Annotated in this window: 16 protein-coding genes, 1 tRNA gene and 1 pseudogene; 9 read left to right on the top strand and 9 right to left on the bottom strand. The window is 43.8% G+C overall.

The window, feature by feature from the left end; translation table 11 throughout:
- Window positions 1–227: 227 nt before the first annotated feature.
- Together F7Y48_RS19250 and F7Y48_RS19245 are read right to left on the bottom strand one after the other, a co-directional pair.
- On the bottom strand, window positions 228–1,541 hold the full coding sequence (locus F7Y48_RS19250; RefSeq protein WP_046873662.1) for a methyl-accepting chemotaxis protein: 1,314 nt from the start codon (window positions 1,539–1,541) through the stop codon (window positions 228–230).
- A gap of 354 nt (window positions 1,542–1,895) precedes the next feature.
- A complete protein-coding gene (locus tag F7Y48_RS19245; RefSeq protein WP_006742422.1) occupies window positions 1,896–3,089 on the bottom strand; it encodes an acetate/propionate family kinase in 1,194 nt (397 codons plus the stop codon).
- Window positions 3,090–3,452: 363 nt separating this feature from the next.
- Here F7Y48_RS19245 and F7Y48_RS19240 point away from each other — a divergent pair, with 363 nt between their 5' ends.
- On the top strand, window positions 3,453–4,991 hold the full coding sequence (locus tag F7Y48_RS19240; protein WP_316685277.1) for a putative bifunctional diguanylate cyclase/phosphodiesterase: 1,539 nt from the start codon (window positions 3,453–3,455) through the stop codon (window positions 4,989–4,991).
- A gap of 73 nt (window positions 4,992–5,064) precedes the next feature.
- Here F7Y48_RS19240 and F7Y48_RS19235 read toward each other — a convergent pair whose 3' ends face one another.
- Window positions 5,065–6,987, bottom strand: coding sequence for a DEAD/DEAH box helicase (locus F7Y48_RS19235; protein ID WP_316685276.1), 1,923 nt, complete (start codon window positions 6,985–6,987; stop codon window positions 5,065–5,067).
- A gap of 413 nt (window positions 6,988–7,400) precedes the next feature.
- Here F7Y48_RS19235 and rnb point away from each other — a divergent pair, with 413 nt between their 5' ends.
- Entirely contained in the window at window positions 7,401–9,404 is a 2,004-nt protein-coding gene (gene rnb, locus F7Y48_RS19230; RefSeq protein ID WP_046873665.1) for an exoribonuclease II, read from the top strand.
- A 72-nt stretch (window positions 9,405–9,476) separates the two neighbouring features.
- Window positions 9,477–10,286 (top strand): AraC family transcriptional regulator, encoded by an 810-nt coding sequence (locus F7Y48_RS19225; protein WP_301612371.1) that lies wholly within the window; start codon window positions 9,477–9,479, stop codon window positions 10,284–10,286.
- 40 nt (window positions 10,287–10,326) lie between these two features.
- On the opposite strand, the gene F7Y48_RS19220 is transcribed toward F7Y48_RS19225, so the two are convergent.
- On the bottom strand, window positions 10,327–10,680 hold the full coding sequence (locus F7Y48_RS19220; protein ID WP_256894114.1) for a DUF3024 domain-containing protein: 354 nt from the start codon (window positions 10,678–10,680) through the stop codon (window positions 10,327–10,329).
- Between the two features lie 266 nt (window positions 10,681–10,946).
- On the opposite strand from F7Y48_RS19220, the gene F7Y48_RS19215 reads away from it, so the two are divergent.
- On the top strand, window positions 10,947–11,771 hold the full coding sequence (locus tag F7Y48_RS19215; protein WP_005391035.1) for a phosphate ABC transporter substrate-binding protein: 825 nt from the start codon (window positions 10,947–10,949) through the stop codon (window positions 11,769–11,771).
- 59 nt (window positions 11,772–11,830) lie between these two features.
- Here the strand turns inward: F7Y48_RS19215 and F7Y48_RS19210 are convergent, their stop codons facing one another.
- The gene (locus F7Y48_RS19210; RefSeq protein ID WP_316685275.1) at window positions 11,831–12,511 is read right to left on the bottom strand and encodes a MaoC family dehydratase; all 681 of its coding nucleotides are present in this window, start codon (window positions 12,509–12,511) and stop codon (window positions 11,831–11,833) included.
- A gap of 329 nt (window positions 12,512–12,840) precedes the next feature.
- Here F7Y48_RS19210 and F7Y48_RS19205 point away from each other — a divergent pair.
- A tRNA-Ser gene (locus tag F7Y48_RS19205) sits at window positions 12,841–12,931 on the top strand.
- 162 nt (window positions 12,932–13,093) lie between these two features.
- Here the strand turns inward: F7Y48_RS19205 and F7Y48_RS19200 are convergent.
- Window positions 13,094–14,644 (bottom strand): PAS domain-containing methyl-accepting chemotaxis protein, encoded by a 1,551-nt coding sequence (locus F7Y48_RS19200; protein WP_316685274.1) that lies wholly within the window; start codon window positions 14,642–14,644, stop codon window positions 13,094–13,096.
- A 284-nt stretch (window positions 14,645–14,928) separates the two neighbouring features.
- On the opposite strand from F7Y48_RS19200, the gene modF reads away from it, so the two are divergent.
- Window positions 14,929–16,383, top strand: a complete 1,455-nt coding sequence (gene modF, locus F7Y48_RS19195) for a molybdate ABC transporter ATP-binding protein ModF (protein WP_316685273.1) — start codon at window positions 14,929–14,931, stop codon at window positions 16,381–16,383.
- Here modF and F7Y48_RS19190 read toward each other — a convergent pair.
- A complete protein-coding gene (locus F7Y48_RS19190; protein ID WP_316685272.1) occupies window positions 16,371–17,843 on the bottom strand; it encodes an EAL domain-containing protein in 1,473 nt (490 codons plus the stop codon). The two genes, modF and F7Y48_RS19190, sit on opposite strands and share 13 nt — an antisense overlap.
- A gap of 344 nt (window positions 17,844–18,187) precedes the next feature.
- On the opposite strand from F7Y48_RS19190, the gene F7Y48_RS19185 reads away from it, so the two are divergent.
- The 3 genes and pseudogenes from F7Y48_RS19185 to F7Y48_RS19175 all read left to right on the top strand — a co-directional run bounded on the left by F7Y48_RS19185 (window position 18,188) and on the right by F7Y48_RS19175 (window position 23,102).
- Window positions 18,188–18,922 (top strand): IclR family transcriptional regulator, encoded by a 735-nt coding sequence (locus F7Y48_RS19185; RefSeq protein WP_005391048.1) that lies wholly within the window; start codon window positions 18,188–18,190, stop codon window positions 18,920–18,922.
- 6 nt (window positions 18,923–18,928) lie between these two features.
- Window positions 18,929–19,768, top strand: a complete 840-nt coding sequence (locus F7Y48_RS19180) for an arginase family protein (protein ID WP_005391051.1) — start codon at window positions 18,929–18,931, stop codon at window positions 19,766–19,768.
- A 307-nt stretch (window positions 19,769–20,075) separates the two neighbouring features.
- Window positions 20,076–23,102 (top strand): annotated as a pseudogene (locus F7Y48_RS19175) (DUF6701 domain-containing protein).
- A gap of 65 nt (window positions 23,103–23,167) precedes the next feature.
- Here F7Y48_RS19175 and F7Y48_RS19170 read toward each other — a convergent pair.
- Together F7Y48_RS19170 and F7Y48_RS19165 are read right to left on the bottom strand one after the other, a co-directional pair.
- The gene (locus F7Y48_RS19170) at window positions 23,168–24,460 is read right to left on the bottom strand and encodes a DEAD/DEAH box helicase (RefSeq protein WP_005386186.1); all 1,293 of its coding nucleotides are present in this window, start codon (window positions 24,458–24,460) and stop codon (window positions 23,168–23,170) included.
- A 170-nt stretch (window positions 24,461–24,630) separates the two neighbouring features.
- Complete coding sequence (locus F7Y48_RS19165; protein ID WP_046873670.1) at window positions 24,631–25,617, bottom strand: CobW family GTP-binding protein; 987 nt, start codon at window positions 25,615–25,617, stop codon at window positions 24,631–24,633.
- Between the last annotated feature and the right edge of the window lie 14 nt (window positions 25,618–25,631).

Raw genomic sequence — 25,631 nt, 5'->3', positions numbered from 1 at the left:
CCCCAACTGTGATTCGCAACCAAGTTAACAGGAGATTAAATTACGCTACTTTTTATTAACAGTATTGTAAAATAGCGACACGTTAAGATAGAAATACGAAATATTAAGGAGGGAAATAATTGGCTTTCTCATCACCAAAAAAAGCGCTTTATTGGCGATGAGCAGCAGTAGTAAACAAGTTGATTATATCGGAACTGAAAAAAGCCATTGATAGCATGAAGAACCAACTACAATGAGCGGTTAAATTGCTCCACAGCCTCTACGACACGGCTAGCGCCATCTTGTATTTCGTTCATCACATTCCCCGCTTTTTCTGAAAGTTCTAGCGTATCTAGTGCTTCTTTTTGACATTTGGCGATCAGTTGGACAGCATTATCGGTTCGCTCTAAGTTTTCAGTTACCATTGTGACAATTTCATCAGTGGTCGCATTGGTTCTTGTGGCAAGCTGTCTCACCTCGTCAGCCACCACGGCAAAGCCTCTACCATGCTCACCCGCGCGAGCTGCTTCTATCGCCGCATTTAACGCTAGTAAGTTAGTTTGGTCTGCAATACCACTGATGCTATTAACCAGTTCACTAATGCGTGATGAGTGCGCTTTGAGCTCGTCAATGGCCGTATTCGCTTGCTGCATCTGGTCAGACAGTGTTTGCACCTTTTCTAGCGTCGAACCTATCACTTGCTGACCTTGCAGTGTTTGTGTTCCGGTCTCTTGAGAAACTTCATTAGCCAATTGCGCAGCCTGAGCCATTTGCTGCTCTTGCATCACCTGCTGGGTGATGTCGGTCGCGAACTTGACTACCTTGTAGAGCTCTCCTCTATCGTTACGGATAGGGTTATAGGAGGCTTCTAACCATACCTCTTCACCGTAACGGTTAACTCGCTTAAATCGGTCTGAAGCAAACTGTCCTTTTGCCAAACGTTGCCAGAACTCGCGATAAGCTTCAGAACCAGCCTCTTCCTGATCGCAGAACATACGATGATGCTTTCCTTTAATTTGATCCAGTGTATAACCCATCGTACTAAGGAAATTATCATTGGCTTTTAATACATTACCATCTAACGTGAACTCAATAACCGCCATAGAACGGCTCAACGCATTCAGCATGTCCTCTTGCTCACGCGATGTTTTGATCGTTCGCGTAAGCTCAGAAGCAAACACAAAAAAGCTTTCAACTTCTTGATGTTCGTTCAAAACAGGCTGGATAACCGTTCGTAACCACGCTTCTTCGCCGTTGCCTTTAAGTACTTGCATCGCGCCATTCCAAAATACTTTGTCTTGAACGGCTCTCTTCATTCGATGAAAGTGCTCTGTATTACGCGAATTTGATGGAACCAACTCGGTAATCGGTTTCGCTAAAATATCCGCATCAGTGAAAAAGAGTTGTTGCTGAAGTTTTGTATTTGCAGAGGTAATGCAGCCTTTCTTATCCAGCGTTAAGCGAAGCATTTCTTCATCTAAACTGTGTTGGATTTGCTGCAAGCGTTGCAGATCCTGCTTTAATCGTTGGTTTTCTTGCTGAAGCGACTTATTAAAAAACATAACTTTCTCTCATTTGACTAATCTTCGAACTAGTCAACGGTTTATTATTTATATGCCCAATAGCCTGCAAAGATACGATTTCGTTTGATCGTTCTTCAAACGCAATTCCTGTCTCCGAGCTGAGACACCTACATGACATAAGGCTATTTTTCTTTGGTATGACTTAAGCGCAGTATACTGAAATTTCTTCACCGCCCAAGTTGTTTATATATTTATCAATATTAAGGCAATTGGCAGCTATTAGAGATCCGTATTAATGCGAATAGTTGTATGGAGAAAGAATGTATTTGGATCAAAAAAAGCCCTTTCCATAAAGGAAAGGGCTTTGACTTAGTTCCCAAAATTTTTGCCGTTTTACAGCAGTTCCACCGACTGTTGAGCGATTACCCACTCTTCATTGGTAGGAATAACTAGTGCTTTCGCACCGAGCAACTCAGATGTTGCAATAACACCTGCGTTGCCAAATCTTGCATCTTCGTTGCCTTTCTCATCTTCAACAAAACCTAGCAGTTTTAGGTTTTTCAAGATTTCACGACGAATTGGTAGTGAGTTTTCACCAATACCACCAGTGAAGATGATGCCGTCTAATGAATCCAGAGCAGCTAGGTAAGAAGTAATGTATTTCGCAACACGGTAAGTGAAGATTTCAAATGCCAACTTCGCACGTGAGTTACCCGCTTCCATGGCTTCTAGTACACCACGTGCGTCACTTGTTACACCGGATACGCCTAAGAAGCCTGACTTCTTGTTCATCATCTCGAACACTTCGTCTTTTTCCCAACCTTTACGGAAAAGGAACTCGATAACACTTGGGTCGAGGTCACCACAACGAGTGCCCATCATTAGGCCAGCTAGCGGCGTCAAACCCATACTTGTATCAACACATTCGCCATTTTTAACCGCACTCACTGATGCACCGTTACCTAAGTGCACGGTGATAAAGCTGCTTTCTTCAACCGGTTTATCTAGCATTTTCGCTGCTTCACGGCTTACGTAGTAGTGGCTTGTGCCGTGAGCACCGTAACGACGCACTTTATGCTCTTCGTAAAGCTCGTAAGGAAGCGCGTACATAAACGCTTTTGCAGGCATTGTTTGGTGGAAAGCAGTATCAAACACAGCGAATTGAGGCAGTGAAGGGAATGCTGCCATTGCTGCTCGCATGCCTTCTGCATTCGCTTTGTTATGAAGTGGCGCTAGCTCAGCAAGACGCTCAACTTCTTGAATAACTTTTTCATCGACTTTTACTGTGCCTTTAAAGGTTTCGCCACCAGCAACAATGCGGTGGCCTACAGCTACAAATTTTGAGCTCAAACCCAAAGTCTCGAGTAGTTTTACCACTCGCTCAACAGCGTACTGATGATGGTTACCGCCAGCAGGAATTGCTTCAACGGTTTTTTCTCCCTGATATTTCCAACTGATTTCAGCTTCAGGTAGGCCAAAACACTCACCAATACCTGATACCAAAGCTTCACCGGTTTCAGAATCAATAACAGCAAATTTTAATGAAGAGCTACCAGAGTTGATCACCAGTACAAACGAATTAGACATGAAATAGTTATCCTGTTGTAGAGCAGAGGTTGTAATAGCGCTTGTGCGCTGCGTACTTCTTGTTTGCCCCTCTATTATTCAATAATTTTTTAATCTTTCAACAATCTTTTAGTAAAAGCGATTTGATTGAACAAATTTTGTTGATCTGTAGCAAGTTTTGATTTTATTTGAAGACTAAAAAATATGACTTGTTAAACATAATTTATGAATAGGTCAATTTGTACAAATTCAGAGATATGAGCTACGTTGTTTATTGGGTGAACAAAAATAATAAACCAATCAATAAATCGGGGTAATAATGTGCCCACTATTGCATTTCTATTAGTGATCTTAGGTTTGATTTTGCTCTGCTGGGGATGGCAGATGACAAAAAACATCTGCTCGAGAACTGATGTACCCGGGTGGACTTTCCTATTGTTGTTAATCAGCTGTTTCATTTTTGCGTATGCCGCTTTTTTACACGCTATAATGCAAAAACCTATCGCTTCCCTCTTGGAAACCGGAGTTTCTCTCATTCTATTCGGTGGCAGCATTTTTGTGGTGCTGGTTATCAAATGGAGCAACGACTCCATACTAGAACTTCATACCGTTGCTGAAAAAGAGAAGCGTAATGCCGTTCACGACGCACTTACTGGACTCCCTAACCGTAAATACTGCTTTGAGTTAATCGAAGATAGAATACAGTCTGGAGACCCTTTCTCAGTGATCCTTTTCGATGTCGTTAACTTTAAACAAGTCAACGATGCTATGGGACACTTTTGTGGAGACCAACTGCTGATTCAAATTGGGCAACGTCTCCAAGAGAAACTTAAAGGCAGTGACAAGATTTTCCGCGTTGGTGGCGATGAGTTTGTCATCCTCACCTCGTCAGCATGCGAGGAAACAGGCAAAAGTCTCATCGAAGAGTTAGATTCGGCACTGTCTAATCGCTTCCATTTAGATGAGTTTCAAGTCTCTTCCCGCGTTGTTTTCGGTGTCAGTACCTACCCTTATGACGCTCTGTCCAATGATCTATTGATAAAGCACGCGGACATTGCCATGTATCACGCCAAACGAAATGGCAACCTCTTTGCATTTTATAATGAGGACATGAACGTCGGGGCCAAGTACCAGCTCGAAATCTCTTCTCGTATTCAATGTGCGCTGGAAAAAGAGGAGTTCCAGCTGTACTACCAACCGTTGATTGACGCACATACTAACTTAGCTGTCGGCTTTGAAGCCGTGATCCGTTGGCATGACGAAAATGGTAAAACGATTTCGCCTAACGACTTCATCCCCATCGCGGAGCGAAGTAATCAAGTGCACAACATCACCATGTGGGTCCTCAACCAAGTTGAAAAAGACCTCCAGACCTTTATAGAAAAAGACATCAAGCTTCCTGTCCACGTTAACTTATCTGCAAAAGATTTCTCGTCTAATTTATTGTTCAACCGCTTGGAAACACTGCTCAAAGTAAACCCTCAATTTGCTGACCTTATAAGCTTAGAGATTACTGAAACGATGGCGATTGATAGAGTTGTTGAGCTCAACCCTCTCATTCACCAAATCAAAGGATTGGGTATTAAGATCAGCTTGGACGACTTTGGCACCGGGTATTCATCTCTATCGCTTTTGAGAGATCTCCCAGTTGATCAAATTAAAATCGACCGATCATTTCTTTGTACCGCAAGCCGGACAGAGGGCACTCGCTCTATCGTTGAGAACACAATAGCGTTAGCGCATGGCCTAGGGTATTCAGTCGTCGCAGAAGGCGTTCAAGACATGGATACACTGCATTTTTTACGCAGTCGTGGCTGCGACATCATTCAGGGCTACTTGTTCTGCCCAGCCCTACCCTTAAACGAAGTAATAACCTGGGTAAATGAGCACGATGAAAAACAAAGCCGTATTCGACGCGCATAAAAAAGCCGAGCATTTCGCTCGGCTTTCAATTCTTACGGCAATTTAATCAATTGCTCTAATCACTGATTCGTGATTATGCTTCTTGAGTGCGACGACCACGGCCGTGACCACGCTCACCACGGTGGTTACCACGGTGATCACCACCACGGTTACGATCGAAGCGACGTTCGCCACCTTCACGGTTACCATCGCGGTTGCCGTCACGGTTACCACGGAAGCCACCTTCGCGACGACCGCCTTCACGACGATCACCACCACGGTTGCCGCCTTCGCGGTTGCCACGGTAACCGCCGCCATCACGACGACCGCCATCGCGACGACCACCGTCACGGCGACCACCACGAGACTCTCGGAAGTCATCGAAATCACATACTACAGCACCAACATCTTGTTGACGGATGCGTAGTTTGCTTAGCTTGCCCGCAGCTTCAGAAGTCATTGCTTTTGGTAGCTGAACGAATGTGTGGCCTTGTGCTAGCTTGATCGCACCGATAGAGCCTTTACCTAGACCTAGTTCGTTCGCTAGAGCACCAACGATGTCTTTAACTTGAACACCTTGCTCGCGACCAACTTGAAGCTGGTAAGTATCCCAATCTTGGTTGTTGAAGTTACGACCGCCGTCACGGCGCTCTTTGCGGCGTTGTTTATCACGCTCAATCGCTTCAACCATTGGATCTTCGCCAATGTAGAACAGAGGACGTTTACCTTGCTGGCGCTTAAGAAGCATAGCAGCAAGCGTTGCTGGGTCGATTTCTAGAGAAGTTTGTAGTTTCTCTACTAGCTCAGCAAATTTGTCTAGAGCTTTGTGCTCTTTCTCTGCTTCAAGTTCAGCGCCTAGCTTAGCTAGACGAGCTTCAGCAACTTGGTCACGTAGAGGAAGTTGAATCTCTTCCATAGATGACTTAGTTACACGCTCGATAGTGCGAAGCATACGAATTTGGTTAGTGCGAACTAGAAGGATCGCTTTACCTTTACGTCCAGCACGGCCAGTACGACCGATACGGTGGATGTAAGACTCAACATCGAATGGGATGTCGTAGTTGAATACGTGCGTAATACGTGGAACGTCAAGACCACGTGCAACAACATCAGTTGCAACTAGGATGTCGATAACACCTTGTTTGATGTGATCAACAGTACGCTCACGTAGAGACTGAGGAATGTCGCCGTGCAGAGCGGCCGCTTTAAAGCCACGTGCAGATAACCAATCAGCTAGACGCTCAGTGTCTTGACGAGTACGTACGAAGACGATTGACGCATCAGTTTCTTCCGTTTCAAGAAGACGAGACATCGCTTCATCTTTCTCTACACCCTTCACTACCCAGAACTGCTGTTGAACTTTGTCTACAGTGTGGTTCTTACCAGCAACGTCAACCATTACAGGTTCACGTAGGAAACGCTCAACGATTTTCTTAAGCATCGGAGGCATCGTTGCAGAGAATAGAACGCGTTGAGCAGACTCTGGTGCGTGTTCCATGATCGCAGTAACGTCATCAACGAAACCCATGTTTAGCATTTCGTCAGCTTCGTCTAGTACAAACGTGTTTACTTCATCTAGGTGTAGACGTTCACGGTTGATAAGGTCTTGTACACGACCTGGAGTACCAACAATAACTTGTGCACCACTCTTAAGAGCACGCATCTGATCTACGATAGAAGCACCACCGTAAATTTCTAAAACTTTAAGACCCTTGATGTTCTTACCAAGGTTTTTCATTTCAGCCGCAACCTGAATCGCTAACTCACGCGTTGGCGCAAGAACGATAGCTTGTGGTTTACGTTGGTTGAGATCAATCTTATTTAGAAGAGGCAGAGAGAACGCTGCCGTTTTACCTGTACCTGTTTGAGCTTTACCCAGCGCGTCAGCACCTTCCAACAGGTGTGGGATTGCCGCAGCCTGAATTGGAGTTGGTGACACGAAACCCATTCCGTCTAGAGCAGAAAGGATAGAATCATTCAGAGATAAATCGCTGAATTGAATAACAGAATCTTGCATTGGGATCCTACTTAATTAAACAAAAAAACAGTCCCATATGCTCTTCCAATTCGATACTGATTCATCCAGTTACTGATTCCATTCAGACAGGAACACAGCACAGTACACAACCGCGATAAGCCATTAGGGACGACTAAGGGAGGCGGATTATTCCTTAAAAGCATAAAAAAAGCCAGAAAAAATTGAATTACATCACAATTTATTCTCAATAATGGCATTTTTAGCATATTTTTCCACCAGCCCCACCATTCCCCGTAGATTTGCGCAGCTCGCAGATGAGTTTTTCATCAATATTTAAGCCGATTTCCTGCAATTCGATCAGCAAAATTCACGGCGAAATTGCGCTCCACAGGTAGTAATAATAGCTCGCAATGATTATAGTGTGCCCAACTCCATAGGTAATTTAAGAAAAGATGTTTCAAGATAACCCACTACTCGCTCAGCTTAAGCAGCAAATCCAAGAAAACCTGCCGAAAAAAGAAGGCTCAATAAAAGCCACAGATAAAGGCTTTGGCTTTTTGGAAGTGGACAGCAAGACTAGCTTCTTCATCCCACCTGCGTACATGAAAAAGTGCATGCACGGTGACAAAGTCGTCGCCATTATCCGCACAGAAAATGAACGCGAAGTTGCAGAGCCACAAGAGCTGTTAGAACAAGCCGTGACTCGCTTTATTGGTCGAGTCAAAATGTTCAAAGGCAAGCTAAACGTAGCACCTGATCACCCACAGCTTAAAAAGCTTTCTCTTAAAGCGAAACTAAAGAAAGGTCTCAAACCTGACGAGTTCGCAGAAGGAGATTGGGTTGTCGCACATCTTATTCGCCACCCTCTAAAAGGCGATAACTCTTTCTTCGTGGAAATTTCTGAAAAAATCACAGACGCGAACGACAAAATTGCACCTTGGTGGGTAACGCTTGCTCAAAACGATCTACCAAACTCTGAGCCAGCAGGCATCGAGAACTGGGAACTAAAAGACGACGCCGATCTAGAACGCGTAGACATGACACACGTTCCTTTCGTGACTATCGATGGTGAATCAACCAAAGATATGGACGATGCGCTGTACGCGAAGAAAACCGAATCTGGCGATTTCGAACTGACTATCGCTATCGCAGATCCAACCGCCTACATCACACCAGAAGATGAAATGGATAAAGTAGCACGTGAACGTGGCTATACTATTTATCTTCCGGGCCGCAATATTCCAATGCTGCCTCGCGATCTAGCAGACAACCTATGCTCTCTGATTGAAGGCGAAATCCGCCCTGCTATTTGCTGTACCGTAACCGTAAATAAAGACGGCGTAATTGGCGACGATATCAAGTTCTTTGCAGCAAACATCAAATCACACGCACGCTTAGCATACGATCACGTGTCTGATTGGCTAGAAAACGGCAGCTCAGAAGCATGGCAACCATCTGAAGAGATCGCGACGATCGTTCGTGACCTTTACGACTTCTCCCTTGCTCGCGCAGAATGGCGTGAGAAAAACGCAGTGGTCTTCCCAGACCGTCCTGACTACCGTTTTGAGTTGAGTGAAGACAACGATGTGGTTGCTATCCATGCAGATATGCGCCGCAGTGCAAATCGCTTGGTTGAAGAGTCAATGATTACCGCAAACATCTGTGCTGGTCGTACACTGCGCGATAAATTTGAAACAGGTGTTTTCAATACTCACGCTGGCATTAAGACTGAGAAGATTGAAGAAGTGGTTCAACTTGTCAACCCAGAAGGTGAACTGGAATTCACAGCGGAGTCAATTACCACACTAGAAGGCTTTGCTGCATTGCGTCGCTGGTTGGCTGCGCAAGAAACCTCTTACCTTGATAATCGTATTCGTAAGTTCCAAGCCTACAGTGAAGTAGGTAATCAGCCTCTTCCTCATTACGCTATGGGGCTGGATATCTATGCGACTTGGACATCACCAATTCGTAAGTACGGCGATATGATCAACCACCGCATGTTGAAGGCCGTCATCCTAGGCAAAGAGCCAGTGCAAAAACCTGATGATCAAGTCGGTGAAGAACTAGCTCTGCACCGTAAACATCATAAAATTGCTGAGCGAAATGTCTCAGATTGGTTATATGCACGTACGCTTGCTGATGAGCCGAACAAGAAAACTTGTTTCACAGGTGAGATTTTCGATATTAATCGTGCTGGTGCACGTGTCCGACTTCTCGAAAATGGCGCAGCAGCCTTTATTCCTGGTGCACTAATTCTTGATAATAAAGAAAGAATTGAGTGCAATGGCGACAACGGTACCATCTCTATCGATAAAGAGGTCGTATACAAACTTGGTGATACATTGGAAATTGTCCTTGCGGACGTAAACCAAGAGAACCGCAGTTTAGTTGCAAAGCCAACCCAGGTATTTGCTGAACAACCAGCAGCACAAGCAGAACAGACTGTAAGTGAATAATACCGAATGAAGTTAAAAGGCGCTCTATTGAGCGCCTTTTTTATTTGTTATGTAAAAATGATAAGAACGAATATGCCGAACATTGAGATCATTCGCTTTAATCACTTCACTGCGCGCAAAAGTGAGCGTTACACCGCAACACATAATGGCTTATATGTTGTTGAAGAAGGTACCCTATTAGTTCATCAACCAAATGGTGAACAGTTTGAACTTAAAGCAGGAGATTTTACTCTCTACAACTCCGCTGATTTGAGCAGCGCAGAAGCCATCCCTAGTGAAAAAGGCTTTAAAGCACTGGCTCTAGTCTTCAACCCAAATCTATTCTGTGACTTTAAAAAAGCGCACCCAATGCTACGCTCCAAGACGGAAGAAAGGCGCTTCTATCCTTTTTCAGCGCAAGCCAGCAGCGAAGTAGCACAACTAAAAGACACATTGGTCAACTTAGCGAGTCGCAATGCTCCAGACTACACACAAGGTCATATCGCAATGGCACTGCTGTCGTTAATGGTGGAGGTAGAGCCAAACATCCTATCAATCATAGATGATGCAAGCAGCCTAAGCGACTCTCAAAAGGCCATCAAGTATATTGAGAACAATATCGAGAAAGATATCACTCTGGAAGGCTTAGCGGCTCATATGAGCATGTCTATCGCGACGTTAAAACGCCGCCTCGCCGCAGAGGAGCTTTCATTTTCACAGATATTAAAAGTGAAGCGGATCAACTTCGCCGCTACCCAGCTGCGCATGTCAGAAAAATCTATAACAGAAATAGCGTTTGAATCCGGATTTAAGAGTGCTGCGCATTTCAGTACAGCATTTAAATCCGTTTACAACATGACACCGAAAGACTTTAGAAACCAAGTCGTTAAATCCAAAGCATAAATCATGGTGACATTGGCAGCTGTTAGAGTTGGAGCGTTCCCTATCCCCAAAAACACGCTTGAGGATCGCTTTCCAATTCGGTGAGTAGGTTTTCAAGCGTTTGACTGTATGGAAGTGGCTTATAAGGTACCCACCTTAATAATTCGTTGCGGTACGTTGGGACGTAGAAATACCAAAGCTGATTGCCCTCATCAAACACAATCTTCGCGACGGGAGAGGTATATTCGCTGTGCTGTGAATCAAGAAGAAAATGCGCCCTATGAAGCTCGACGCCATTCTCCACTGGCTCATATAGGCACTTACCCTGCTCGACAGGAAGGTTAGCATTACGCGCAGAGCAGAGCGATTGAACTGATTTGTATAAACGACTTGTCGCCATTTGGGACACTGACATCAACGTTCTCCCGATGGATGATAGTTAGAGCTGTCGATCCTAGTATATAACCTTTACACCACCATCGATGGTGATTATCTGCCTACCTCAAACAAAGGGTGGCTATATTCTCATTTACTCAGATTATCATCTCACTTTGCTTGGAAACGCTACCTACATCACCTCTTGGTTAGAAAGAATTCCCTTGTTTAAACCTGACAGTTCACAAAAGTGTAACCTGAACGCAATATCATAAACGCTGCTTTATACCGTATATGGAGTTTAATATGTTACGTTTTACTGTGGCGACGTTATTGGCCATAGCAGTCTCCCTCCCCGCCATTGCAAAAGAAATTAATATCTCTGGGTCAACCTCGGTTGCTCGCGTAATGGATGTACTTGCAGAGGAATACAACAAAACACACCCGGACGATTACATTGCAGTTCAAGGTATTGGTTCTAGTGCGGGTATTACAATGGTTAATAAAGGTGTAGCCGAGATTGGGATGAGCTCTCGCTATCTGACAGAGAGCGAAAAAGGTGAAGATCTCAACGTATATCCTATCGCTTATGATGGCCTAGCTGTTGTTGTAAACCGTACAAACTCTGTAAAAAACCTTTCCCAACAACAACTGTTTGATATCTACAAAGGTAAAATCAAGAATTGGAAAGAGGTTGGTGGTGCAGATCAACCTATCGCTGTTGTCACTAGAGAGGCGTCTTCAGGCTCACGCTACAGTTTTGAAAGCCTGCTAGGACTAACCAAAATCGTAAATGATCGCCTCGTCTCAGATATCAGCCCGAACAACTTGGTTGTAAATAGCAACAGCATGGTAAAAACCATCGTGAACCATAATACTCGTGCAATTGGGTTTATTTCTGTGGGATCAGTAGATCGCTCAATAAAAGCGATTCAATTAGATGGTATTGACCCAACTTCGGCAAACATTAGCAATCACAAGTATAAATTGGCGCGGCCATTCCTAGTACTCTACAAAGTCAATAAGATTAGCGAACCAGGTAAAGGATTCGTCACCTTCCTTCGTTCAGAACAAGGACAAAAAGCGATTGCTGATTACGGTTACACTCCAGTAAAAAGCTTTAATCAATAAAACCAAAAAGAGAGCATATTAATGCTCTCTTTTTATATGTTTTCTATCTGGCTCTGGAATTAGAAATGCAGTTGAATAACAGAAACGACAACAGCACCAGGTCGACGAATACCTTCGATTTCCACTTTAATTTCACGCTCGATCTCCAAACCTTTTTTGATCGGCGTTACTTTTGTCAACGTGCTGACAGCACGAACGTTGTTTCCTGCTTTAACAGGGTAAGGGAAACGAACTTGGTTTAAGCCTAAGTTAACGACCATTTTGGCTGTTGGGAACATTGGCTTATCAGGGTCCACTGAGTCAGTCAATTTAGGCAACAATGCTAATGTTAAAAAGCCATGAGCGATGGTTGTCTTAAATGGAGATTCAACTGACGCACGTTCTGGATCTGTGTGAATCCACTGCATGTCTTCCGTTACCGCACCAAATTGATTGATACGTTCTTGAGATACATGCACCCAGTCACCAATGTGAATCACTTCACCAATTTTTTCACTTAACTCGTCATACAGCTTTTGAGCCTCAGGTGCCATTACGATTGGTGTAGGTTGAGGCGCAACCTCTTCGTTAACAGCTGGCTGTTGGTGATCACGAACTTTTGAGAAAAGAAAGCTATTCTGAGCTTTTCCCAAAAAGTCACTCCAATAATCGCGTAACGCTGGAGACATCCAATTCATAAACTCGGATTGATGAGCAGAAATCGCATCAACTTTGTCTTTAAATAGATTTGTGACCTTCATAAACACCCTTAAAAAATTTAAGCACAACTGGCTATACCAGTTAATTTTGAATTAGTTCACAAAGTCTTGCAAATACTTTCGGGCGAACACATGTACCCTAAAAGCAAGTTATTTCTTAAATATCATGAAGATAACAATAAAACACCATTTTATTGATTTGCGCCAAGATAAAGTAAAAACTCTATAAATTGCTACTATTTGTCTCTTTTTTACCCCATTTTCAAACTGTTTAACATCACATCAGCGACTATAAAACGAGCAAACAGTACTTCTATTATAATTCAGCACTTTACAAGTCGGACTATGCTCCCTATTATACGTTCCGCAACGGAGAGATGGCTGAGTGGTTGAAAGCACCGGTCTTGAAAACCGGCATACGTTAATAGCGTATCTAGGGTTCAAATCCCTATCTCTCCGCCACTTATTTAGAAAGCTCGCATTTATTGCGAGCATTCGTCGTTTTAGTGCTTGTAAAATGACGGAGGTTCGAACCCCTAGTCGTATACTGCCCCAGAACTTCACCACATTCCAATAAAGAGCCCGCTAAAAATCAGCGGGCTCTTTATTTCTATTTTCTAGTGTTTAAGCAAACTTTTTAATCATTTCAGACAGGTCATTGGTGCAATTTTGCACTGTGGTGTTCATATGATTCGTTTCAGTCATCAGTTCATACGATTCACTGTACTTTAAGTTAAGCGACTGGATGTTTTCGTTAATCTCATCCGTTACGTAAACCTGTTCTTCTATCGCTACCGCAATTTGTTGATTTCGCTCGACTACATCCTGAACGAGAGATTGCAGCTGTTGGATGCTCTCTAAAGCCGTGCCTAATAATGTTACCGTTCCGGTCGACATTTCATTGCCTTTCTCTAGCGCAGAAACCGCTGATTTACTGCCCTTTTGAATCCCTTCAATGGCCGCTTTAATTTCTGTTGTCGATTCCTGTGTTCTTTTAGCAAGGGTTCTCACTTCATCCGCAACGACTGCAAACCCTCTCCCTTGTTCGCCTGCCCTCGCCGCTTCAATTGCTGCATTCAACGCTAATAAGTTGGTTTGTTCAGCAATATCATTGATCACTTCAACAACGGTTCCTATTTGCTCGGTTTGTTGGTTCAAACGCATGACCACTTTAGAGATTTCGCCGAGCTCATCCACCAGCTCTAGTACCGAGTGGTTAACATTATCGATAACGCTACGGCTATCTGTCATCGTGTTCTGCGCTTCTAGCGTAGCATCAGCAGTCGCTTGAGCATTATTTGATATCTCAGATGATGAGGCTTGCATCTCGTTGACCGCTGTAGCGACCGAGTCGATCTCTACTTTCTGTGCACTCAAGTTTTCCGTCACTTGCTGGCTATTAGTCGCAGCACTGTTGGCACTTGCACGCGTTTCTTCGCAAGAGTCTTTTACAGACACCCCGACTCGCCCTAATAGCGCATCTGCAAATTGCTTACGCATCTTCATACCCAGCTCAATTTCAGCCAGATCGTTAATTTTTCCGCAATAAATATACTCCATTAGCGGATTGTTGAAGTCTTGCCTAGCCTGTCTAGCAAGCTTCTCAACTGGCCTTGTTAATACATAAATTGAGAAAACGGAAAGTAATGCAGCAATGCCAAAGGCCACCGCTGGTGATTGGTTCATTTGTAGAGTTAGCAAGCCAAGAAGGTTTGAAATGAAAAGAAAGAAGGCTGATCTCATCCACAAACGCGTACGAGGAAGATACATTTGCAATGGTTTACCGTTATTCCGAAGCTTTGAATACGCTTTTTCCGCTCGTTGAACGTGTATACGCTCAGGTTTAAATCGAACCGATTGGTATTCAACAACTTCACCATTGGATTTGATAGGAGAAGCAAACGCATCAACCCAATAATACCCTCCGTTTTTACGTCGGTTTTTCACCATTCCCATCCAGTGTTTTCCGGCTTTTAGGTGCGTCCATAAATCTTTAAAAGCCTGTTTCGGCATGTCTGGGTGGCGTACAACATTGTGAGGCTTACCGATAAGTTCACCATCATCAAACCCCGCGACTTCATTAAAGTTTTCACTGGCATATTTGATATAGCTGGACGTATCGGTGATAGAAACTAGGCTGTAACTCGAAGGGTAATCATATTCCGTTTCACTCATAAACATGTGTCCTTACATTGATTAATTAAATAAACGGCAAGTATGAGTGTAGCAGCATAACATTTATGCGCATAATGATAAGCTCATTGTAAAATTCAATGAAATTACTGATAGGTCAATTTATTACCTGCAAACATAGTGGCGGTTTCACTCTCAAATAGCACTACCCTTGAGTGCTCACAAGATGCTGCATTGATTAAAATTAATACACAAAAGCGCTTCCTTACTGAGTTCGTAAATTGTTATAAATAAACGATTACAACGAAAACAAGGAAGACAAACATATGACTATTCGTTTTAGTCAGCTTGCCGCTCAAGGAAACACGGCTCACCTATTTATTGACGATTGGAAAATAGACACTCAGCACTCTTGGGGAATATTCAGCGCGGATGGGGATATTGGTTCTCTACTTGGAGACCTTATTTGTGGTGAACTTTCACCAATAAGCGGGAAACTTGAGCTTGATGGGCTGTCCGTTGCTCAAGTGTCGTTATCAGAGCAACAGCGATTACTGGAAAGAGAATTAGAAAAGGACGATACAGACTTTCTTGATCGTATCGATCAAGGCAGTACCGTTTACTCACTCATTCAGGAGCGCAGCCAAGGCGCTAATTTAATAGATCAACTGATTACCGACCTCGACCTAACTCACCTTAAACACAGTGGCTTTCGTGTTCTCTCTACAGGGGAAACAAGACGAGTGATGTTAGCTCGCGCTTTAGCAACACAGCCTGATTTGTTACTGCTAGATAACCCATTTACTGGTTTAGATATTGCCCATCGAGCAGCTCTCGCTCACTATTTACACTCGCTTTCTCAAACCGTACAGCTACTGGTCACCTTCTCTCGCGAGTCTGATATGCCTGAGTGGATTGATCGCGTTGCGCTTTTCAGTGCAGGAAAGCTGGACAGTACAATGGATAAATCCAGTTGGGATAGTCATCCAATCATTGGACAGCTTAAATCTCAGTCCGAGCAACAGAGTGAAGAAATGATGAACTTGATACGTCAGCATCAGCACTCGACACACTTCGACAACCCAATATTTGAACTAACAAATGGGTCTGTTGAATACACTGATAAGAAGATCTTTACTGACTTAAACTGGCGAATAGACAAAGGTCAGCATTGGCAGGTCAAAGGCCCAAATGGCTGTGGGAAGAGCACCTTGCTTGGGTTAATCTTTGGTGATCATCCTCAGTGCTACAGCAATGACATTGATATCTTTGGTAAAAAGCGAGGGTCTGGCGAGACAATCTGGGAAATTAAGCAGCACATAGGCATGGTATCTTCAGCGTTACACCTTCAATACCGCGTTAACTGCAGTGCGCTAGACGTGATTTTGTCCGGTTTTTACGACTCCATAGGGTTGTATAACCAACCCACTCGTAAAGAAGTGGACATCGCAAACGAATGGCTCGACATCCTACATATGAGCCAATACCGAAAAACCTCATTCAAGCAATTAGAGTACGGTCAGCAGCGCCTGTTGTTGATTGCAAGAGCCATCGTTAAACAACCAACATTACTGATTTTGGACGAGCCATATCAAGGGTTGGATTTTCTTGGCAGGCGTTTAGTTAAGAATACACTTGAGCTCATCGCCCGAGAGAATTTAAGCCAGCTATTGTATGTATCTCATTACCAAGAAGACCGCTTGGATAGCATCAAGAATGAGTTAGAGTTTATTTTTGATGACAATAACCAATGTTATCGGGCTAACGTTTACCAATCATAATGACTTCGCTGAGCAAGTTGATCATAAGGTAAAGGCTTGGAGTAAAAATATCCTTGATGATATCGCACTCCCATCTTTTTCAAATGGTCGGCTTGCGCCGTTGTTTCTACACCTTCAGCGATGAGTTGTACTTTCAGCTCTTCCGCAAAGTGAACAATAGCTTTTAAAACAGAAGCACTAAGGCTAGGTATACCAATAGTTTCGACAAAACATTTATCGATTTTTAGGTAATCAATGCGCATGTGCTGCAGAAACGCCAGCGAGGTTTGACCGGTACCAAAGTCGTCGATTAACACATCAATGCCATGTACTCGCAGCGCTGCGATACACTTTCTGGCTTCAGCATCAATGAGTTGACGTTCTGTTATCTCTATGCCTAATGAGACGTTATTTCGACTTAACTTCCTGTCAATGAGTTGAATCTTTCTAATCGCGTTTGGCCCAACTAAGTAACCGGGCGGCACATTAATACCAAGGTGAACAGACTGATTAAAGTCTAATTTACTAAAGTCTTCTGCCGCTTTATCGAGAACGTAATCCGTGAGCAAAAAGACCAATCCACTTTGCTCCGCCGCTGGCACAAACTCATCAGGAGAAATGAACCCTTTATTCTGATGTTCCCATCGCACTAGGGCTTCAAAACCAAATAGTTGACCAGTATCGACGTTAATCTGGGGCTGGTAATACAGAGTCAACTCGCCTTTCTTTATGGCTTTCTTTAAATCCAGGACCAAGCTTCGATGAGGATCGATAAATTTATTTAACGCATATAAGCAAAGATAGATAACAAAAATGATTGGAATTGAATACAAAAAATAGGAAAGTGTTCTTTGTTTGACGAAAAGGTCGCTGGCTTCACTCAAAGCTTCATATTCAAACATTTGCGACGATTTGATGCCAATAGGATTACTTCCCGTTCTCAACGCTTCTTCAGGTGCAACTTGGTCATGGATAAATAAGGCAGAGCGTTTTAAGCGTAAATCGTTATTAAATCCTATCTTCGCATTAAAGTAGTCATGATCAATAATCGTCACCGCTTGATAACCGTGCTCTCCTTCGGTCACGACGAGCAAAAATTGGTCATATACACTATCCACGTTTCCCAGTGCTAACGCTTGTCCCTCAGGAAATGTAATGTGCTCGGCTAACGGCTTAGAAATTACGCCCAGTTTAGAAGAACACGTAATGATCCCATCTTTTACAATCAGCATTTCTTCGATATCTCGTTCAAACATCAAGTTTTGCTGAAGCTCTTCACATCGTCTAGGATGCAACAAAGCCGTGCGGTTTTCGGTCTCTATTTGGAATAAAATTTCGTCTGCGATTTGAACATTTTTTTCTAATAGATGGTTGAGGTTGTTTTGCACGCTTTCACGAGCTAAATACAAGACTTCGCCAACAATCAAAGGAATGGGCAACACAAAAATGATGGCTTTTTTAAAAAGCGCCTTATTCAGCATATAAAAGTAACCTTTTATAAAACCGATTTACTGAGATGGTATCTGGATTCTGATACCCACTAGCAACTCTCGTTTATAATATTATTTAGATTCACTCAGTATGCGAAACACTTAGTAATACCGCAAACTAAACAATGCCTTAATCCCTCTTGTTCCAATTTAGCATCAAACGACTCAAACCTGAGACGTCAATACGACATCATTTTTGAGCCTATCGGTACCGAGGTAAGCCCTCAGTCGTCAAATTCTCACTCTACGAGAATTACCCATTAAAATTATTTTTCTTTTCTCAGTGATTAAGAATTATATTTGTCGTAATTCATATAACACGTTACAACACTCTCATGACGACAAACAAAGCTAATGCGAACCAGGTAAACGAAAAAGCACTGCAGTTGTTAATGCAAGTTGCAGTTAGTCCATTCCCAGTCTCTGCGAAAACGCTAAGCGAGCAATTGAACGTTCCTTTGAGCAGTCTCTACCGACACTTGAAGCTGCTCAAAGAGTGGAACTTGATTGAAGAAAGCGTACACGACAAGACATTTGTCGTTGGCCCGGCAGCATTGCTGCTCATGCATAGCTATGAGACCGCACAGCATGGGTTAGATATGGTCGAAACCATACTGGCTCGGTTGGTACAACAAACAGGGGAAATGGCCGCTTATATGGTACCTGCAGGGTATCGCGCGCTTTGTGTCAGACAAAAAGAAAGTATGCAGGCGCTACGTTGCAGCTTCGTCCAGGGTCAAAGTCAACCTCTGCTACGTGGTGCCTCATCTAAAGTGATGCTCGCTTTTATGCCTCAAAGTCGATGCGAGAAAATCTTGAGATACTTTAATCAAGATCACCGACGAGACGAATGGGAACAAGAGCTCACAACCATCCGTAAACACGGATATGCCGTCAGTACTTCTGAAATTGACCCGGGTGTTTCTGGCATCAGTGCACCAGTGATGAAAGGAAGCAAACTGATCGGCGCGGTCTCGGTGATGGCTCCGGCCCACCGAGTCGAAAAGGATAAGCAGCGCATTATTTTGCATGTGTTGCAAGCGGCAAGGGCACTACCACCAGAAAGGTAATTCATCATGTTAAGCTTTTTCAAACGCTATAAACTCCACCACACCGTGAAACAGCCGCAGCATTACCCTTTTTCTTTTATGACAGTGTGTGAGTATTTGCCACCCATGTCTAAAGGCGCGTTTGAATTAGCTGATCAAAGTTTGGAAAATGCTAGCGATTGGCTATACCAACAGCATGATCATGAAACCGCTGAAAACTTTGGTCACTTCAACCACGACAAGCTGGAAAATGGCGAGTTTCAGGAAGCGTTAAGTCTTTCGCTTTCTCGTCATTCTATTCCCGTTTTAGTGACCAACTGTACCGAGGCAATCTTGTCCATGTTGCCTGTGGTCGTGTCCTATCGAGACGAAGTGGGTGTGGTAAATATTGGACATGACATGAACTTGAAGCCAACACTTGAACCACGTTTAGGCTCCGCATTCCATTTTGCTCTTTCTCGCTATCAAAACGTGCGATTATTTTTTGCTGGTGTTAGCGAACAAGATACAAAGCAAGAAACGTGGGAATACGCGGAGGATCAAGGTTGTGACTGGGTAACCGATAAAGAGTTTTCTTTTCGTCATCGCAATAATGTAAAGCAGTTGATCGGCAATTACCTCGACCATTGCGACCAAATAATCCTCAGTATCGACCTTGGCTCCCTAAAAACCAAAAACAGCCTTGATGGTACCTCAGAAATTGATATCCAAATGGTTCTACGCACCATTAGGCAATGCCTGGTTGCAGGTAAAGTCAGAGCCATTCAACTCGTTGGCGATCGCGATCGTCTGGTCTATTCGAGACAAACGAAAGCCATACTAGAAGAGTTATATCAAATGGCCCCACTCATTGTTCACGCAGCCTAGGATTAAGTTCGGTTCAGAATCAGGACGCTCAAGCTACTGGTTCTGAATCAACATGGTTAATTATTATCTTTTATCAACAAATAGTTACATGAATAAAGCGACTCATGTCACACTTAGCTATTGAACTAATCTCATACTTACGTTCTAATAACGCCACTAAGCTTTGGTATGACATACGAAATAAAAATAGCCAAAGTTCAATAAGTAAGCGGATTAAAAACCCAAAACACCGCCGACATTTCAACTTCTGTGAGCATTTGCTCACGCTCGCTTGATGCCATCTTGTTCCACTTTTTTAGGACATTTGATGATGCGTCTTTGCAGTATTTTCGCTGCGGTTCTTGTTTTACCGCTAGCCTCACACGCCACCACTTATGACGTCAAAGATCTATCTGAGTTAGGTAAACTTTGCTCACACAAGAGTTTTAGTATCGAAAGCGATGGCACGACTTATCGCTGTACAGGGGAAATAGTCCTACCCGCAGGTGACAAAATTATCTCCTCATTACCGGAAAAAGAGATAACGTTAAAAGCAGATTATGGCATTGTGTTAGAGGGGAACAATACGATTGGTGACCCCAATAAGCGTATCTCTCTACACGCACTCGCTACCGGATTAACGGTTAACAATGAGAAAGCTTCAAGCATTGACGATTACCAAAACAAGCACACTGTTATCTATGGTGATCTTCTATCGGCTTACCCAACAAAGCTGAATAACGTTCTCATCGATGGGGATATATAGCTAACAGGTGAGGCCCTTCATATTGATGGTGAGTACAACACCATTATTGGTGACATTTTGACTCACAGTACGACCGATATATTCAACGCTAACGTTTGTGGCACCATTGAATCAAAAGGCCATCAATTGCATCTCAAGACGAAGAACCCTTTCCAACGACATTTCGTCGTCGGTGACATTGTGGCGCACAGTTCTCTGCTTATTGATGACATGGCGGTTTACGGCACTACTGAGACTAAAGGAGCATCTGCCGCATTGAACGGTTCGTTCTATGGCTCTACTACAGCAATTAAATACTTCCAAACATTGAACTTCAACAACGCTCCAAATCAGCCAAGTCAAGTTTGTGGTGAAATCCAACAAACGCCAGGAAGTGCACAAACGAAAGTACAAGACAACAAATACACGCAATACTGTGGATTGGGCGACACTGATTGTCACTACTCTTCTCAGCTCTGTCCGATCACCCCTCAAGATGTTCCGAATTGCAGCATGCAACCTCCATCAGAGAACGACTTCGACCTAAGCGTCACACCATCGGACGATATGGCACTGATGTGCGGCGACAATCTTCCGCAATTTATAGCAACAACAACCAATAATGGAGAAGTTGTAAGCGCAGAAGTCAGTGCTGCCCTATCACACCCTGACTTGTTCACTTTAGAGGTGGTCAAAGGTCAGCAGACATTAAAAGCAAACCAATTTATGTCTGACGACAATGGTAAGCTCGTTGTTCGAGTGGTCCCGAACGATATTGATACCATCGCGTTAGATACGAACTACACGCTGACTTTCACTATGGCAGAAGACACCAGCAAGCATCAAACGGTTAGCTTTATGTTTACGCCATATATGTTTGAGGCCTACTCAAAGACGAAAAGCGCAGCTTTAAATGAAATACGCGTTATTGCAGGTAAACCAGAAAACGTGCATACGCGATTGCTTGCTTGTGCTTCCACCGGCGAACCTGTAGTCGCAAGCAACTACAATGGTACTCCTAAGATTTTTCATCCATTGGTTCAACCATTAGGAGGAAGTGAAGGAAACTTTAGCTATTCAGCGGAATTTAAAGACGGCTTGTCTGAGCATGGTCTTATCACGAACGAGTCCGGCATATTTGAAGTGACATTATCCGATCATTTTGAATGTGAGGGATTTGAAGAGTGCCCAGAAGAAGGCAAAGTGGAAGTGAAAGGGACATTTAATGTGTACTCGCGACCATGGACACTCGCTATTTGTGACAACCAACGTGCTTTGCCTTCTGGCACCTCTGAACAAGGAGATGGTTTTATTGCCGCCGGAGAACTTTTCTCTCTAACAGTGAAGCCGATCATTTGGCAAACTGACGGCTCTGTAAGTGGTTCTGTTGAATCAGCACGTTATTGTGATGCCTCTATCACCCGTAATTTTATGCTTGATGACGCTCCAGCAACATCCGTTGTCTTGTCGAGTGAGCAACATACGCCATCAGAGACAGCGAACCAAACCTCGAAATTGCTAAAAAGTAGTTACTCACTGGCTCAAGCGCATAATTCAGCCAAGAATGATCAATTCGTCTTTAATGGATTATATTGGGAAGAAGTCGGGAGCTTGAGAGTAAAAGCAAACCTAGAAAGTAAATATCTAGATATGACTGTTAACGAAGGCTATCGTTACATCGGTCGTTTTTACCCAAAATATTTTCAAGTGCAAGACCAAGAATGGCACTACCCACATGGCCAAACTTTTGCTTACATGAATCAACCTTTTGAGAAAGTCACTTACGATGTTGTCGCACTCAATGCGAATAAGGAAAACGTGAAGAACTACGTCCACTTTTCATCTAACCTTCAACAACATTTCGACTTAGGCGAGCTAAGCTCATACTCCGATCGGTTTTTGCCGCCTAAGCCTAAGAAGGTAGACTGGAAACTACTGGGTAACGCGAGTATTGGAACGTTTGTGATCGAGAAGCCCTCGACCAATGCGACTTGTAACAATAGCCCATGTTGGAAAAAGAACACGACCGATAAACAATATCCTGATGGCCCATTTAATAAAGGGACTAACAGTGACAGCAGCAAAATAGGTATAGTCACGACTAAAGCCGTTGATGAGGTAAATTTCTTTGATAACAGCGAAATGCTCACTCAACAACCGGACATTCGATTCGGTCGTTTGAACTTTCAAGATGTAGGTGGCAACCAAGGCATGGTGATCAAAGTGCCACTTGATGTGGAAATTTGGCAAAACGGTCGATTTACGACTAACTTCGATGACAGCTCAACAACGGCGAATGGTGAATATTACTTCAGCACGCCAATTTGGTCGCATGCGCCAGCAAACAACGCCCTGCTTTCTGGCGTTGGAACGATGAGTATTGGCAGAATGACCGATATCGTTGCAAGCCAAATTGACTCAGCGCGCGAGCAAATACAATTCCACCTAGATTTAGACAGCTCAGGCAATCGCATCCCTTGGCTGAAATACGACTGGGATAGCTCTACAAGTGAAGAGGAAAACCCACCCGTCATTGTTACGTTTGGTATTCACCGAGGAAACGATCGCATTATTTATCGTGGTGAACCCAATATGCTTGGCCTAAATTAACACGAAACGGCAAACAAAAAGAGCCCCTCAATTGAGGGGCTCTTTTCATCACAAACTGATGTAATTTACTTTGCGCCACGACGCGCTTTCAGGCGCTTCACCATAGCAAGACGACGCTCTGCCGACCCTTGGTCTGTTGCTGACTGGTTCGGATTATTACGACGACCTTGACGATTCTTGAATGCTGGTTTTGAGTGCAGCTTTTCAATGTAAGATTCACGCTGTTTTGGTTCATAGCCTGCAAGCTCAATACGGCGAATGCGTTGCTGGATTAGATTTTCAACCTGAACCACCGTGAGCTCTTCATCTCGGTTTACAAATGAAACAGCATGACCTTGTTTACCTGCACGGCCCGTACGACCAATTCGGTGAACGTAATCTTCCGCTAGGAAAGGCATGTCATAGTTCACAACGTGAGGTAAGTCTTCAATATCTAGACCTCGAGCAGCGACATCGGTAGCCACCATGACACGTGCTTTACCGGACTTGAACTCTTCTAGCGCACGACGACGAGCACTTTGAGCACGGTCACCATGACAAACCACCGCTTTGATACCATCAAGTTTCAGCTCTTTTACCACTTCGTTTGCGGTCTCTTTGTAGTTCACAAATACCAACACTTGTTTCCAGTTTTTGCGACCAATTAGCTCTGAAAGCAGTTCTGTTTTTCGCTCTTGATCAACTGGATATAGCACGTGAGCAACTGTTTGTGCCGTAGTATTTGCACGCTCTACTTCGATACGTTTTGGTTTACGCAGAATGTCTTTCGCTAACAGATTTAGCTGGCTTGAAGTCGTTGCCGAAAACATCATGATTTGTGGGTCTGTATCTACATCCAGCATGATCTTACGAACTGCATGAATAAAACCCATATCCAAGATACGGTCTGCTTCATCAAACACCAAAAACTCTAAGTGCGCCACCGAGACATTGCCTTGTTCGATGTGCTCTTCCAATCGACCAGGTGTAGCCACAAGGATATCAACACCATTTTCCAGTGCCGCAACCTGAGAAGACATTTTACGGCCACCGAAAATCGCCGCCACCGACAGATTGGTGTACTTCGTGTAAGCTTTGATGTTGTCAGCAATTTGTTCAGCAAGCTCGCGAGTTGGAGCCAAGATAAGTGCACGAGCAGTCTTACGAGAAGCGCTACGGTTACTGTCTAACAACTGCTGAATCATAGGCAGAGAAAACGCAGCCGTTTTACCAGTACCTGTTTGTGCTGTAGCGAAAATATCATGGCCTTTGCGAGCCATTGGAATCGCCTTCTGTTGAATTGGCGTTAACTTTTCATAACCGCATTCTGCCAGTGCTTTAACCACTTCTGGCGCAAAACCTTGAGATGAAAATGACATTGAGCGTATTCCTTAAACAAACCACTAAAAATAGCTTTAAAAATTTAGCCGTGCACTATACCCGAATTTGAGTGATTTATCTCACTTTTCTCATTGAAACGCTACAAAAGCAAAAACGGCGAACGCAGACAGATTGCTGGCTCACCGTTTCCGTTTAACATTTGTTCGATTTAACGCTTGATGCCAGACAACTGAAGGAGAATTTGCTCAAGTTCATCCCATGGCAACAGCTGAGAATCTATCACTTCTAATCGTGATTCAAACCCTTCTAAGCTGATTTCATTCACCGACACGACTCGGTTGGCAACATTAAACGCGTAACACCCCTGATCCGTGTTGACCACCGCTTTAACACGTTCCGCCGTTAAGTCCGAAAGCATTGAGAAGAGTTTATCAAAATCAAACGTGTACTCTGCCCCAAACAACCACCCGCAACTAAAATACCCTTGCCCTTTGTTCTCTTTACGCACAAAGGCTTCACCTGGCGGCAACTGGAATTGAGGCTCTTGGTGAGCATGGTCATGATGATGTGACTCGATATGGGAAGAAGCGCTGCCGTAAACCCGTTCGATATCCAAGACTTCTATCGGTAACTCACCATCATGAATAAGCTTACTGAATACTTTTGAGGGAGATTGGTCCGTCACCCAGTCATTAAACACATCAATGTCGTGACTGGTACAAAGGTCAACCTTACTGCCTATAACCACATCTGCACTGTCTAACTGGTCCACGAAATTTTGGTTAGAAAGGTACTTTTCATCACTTAAGTTACGCGGATCAACCAGAGCGATCGTCGCTTTTAGATCAACGTAAGGTTCATACTGTTCTGAGGTAAGCGTCGCGATAACCTGTTTTGGATGACCAAGGCCTGTCGGCTCAATCAATAAACGGTCCGGTTTTTGGCGCAGTAACGCGGTAATACCGACCGACATTGGCACGCCCGCCGTACAACACATACAGCCACCCGGCACTTCTTTAATCAGCGCACCTTGGTCGGTCATCAATGCACCGTCGATGCCAATCTCACCAAATTCATTGACCAAAACCGCCCAGCTTTCGTTTTCCGGTTTGTTCTTCAGTAGATTTAAAATCGTGGTCGTTTTACCGACACCCAAAAATCCGGTCAGTATGTTGGTTGGTACTCGATTTGACATGCTTATCTCCGACA

The sequence above is a fragment of the Vibrio sp. 2-1-2a genome (assembly GCF_032648565.1).
GTDB lineage: Bacteria > Pseudomonadota > Gammaproteobacteria > Enterobacterales > Vibrionaceae > Vibrio > Vibrio diabolicus.
Note: the sequence above shows the minus strand (reverse complement) of the source record. Positions and strands in the feature narration are given on the sequence as shown.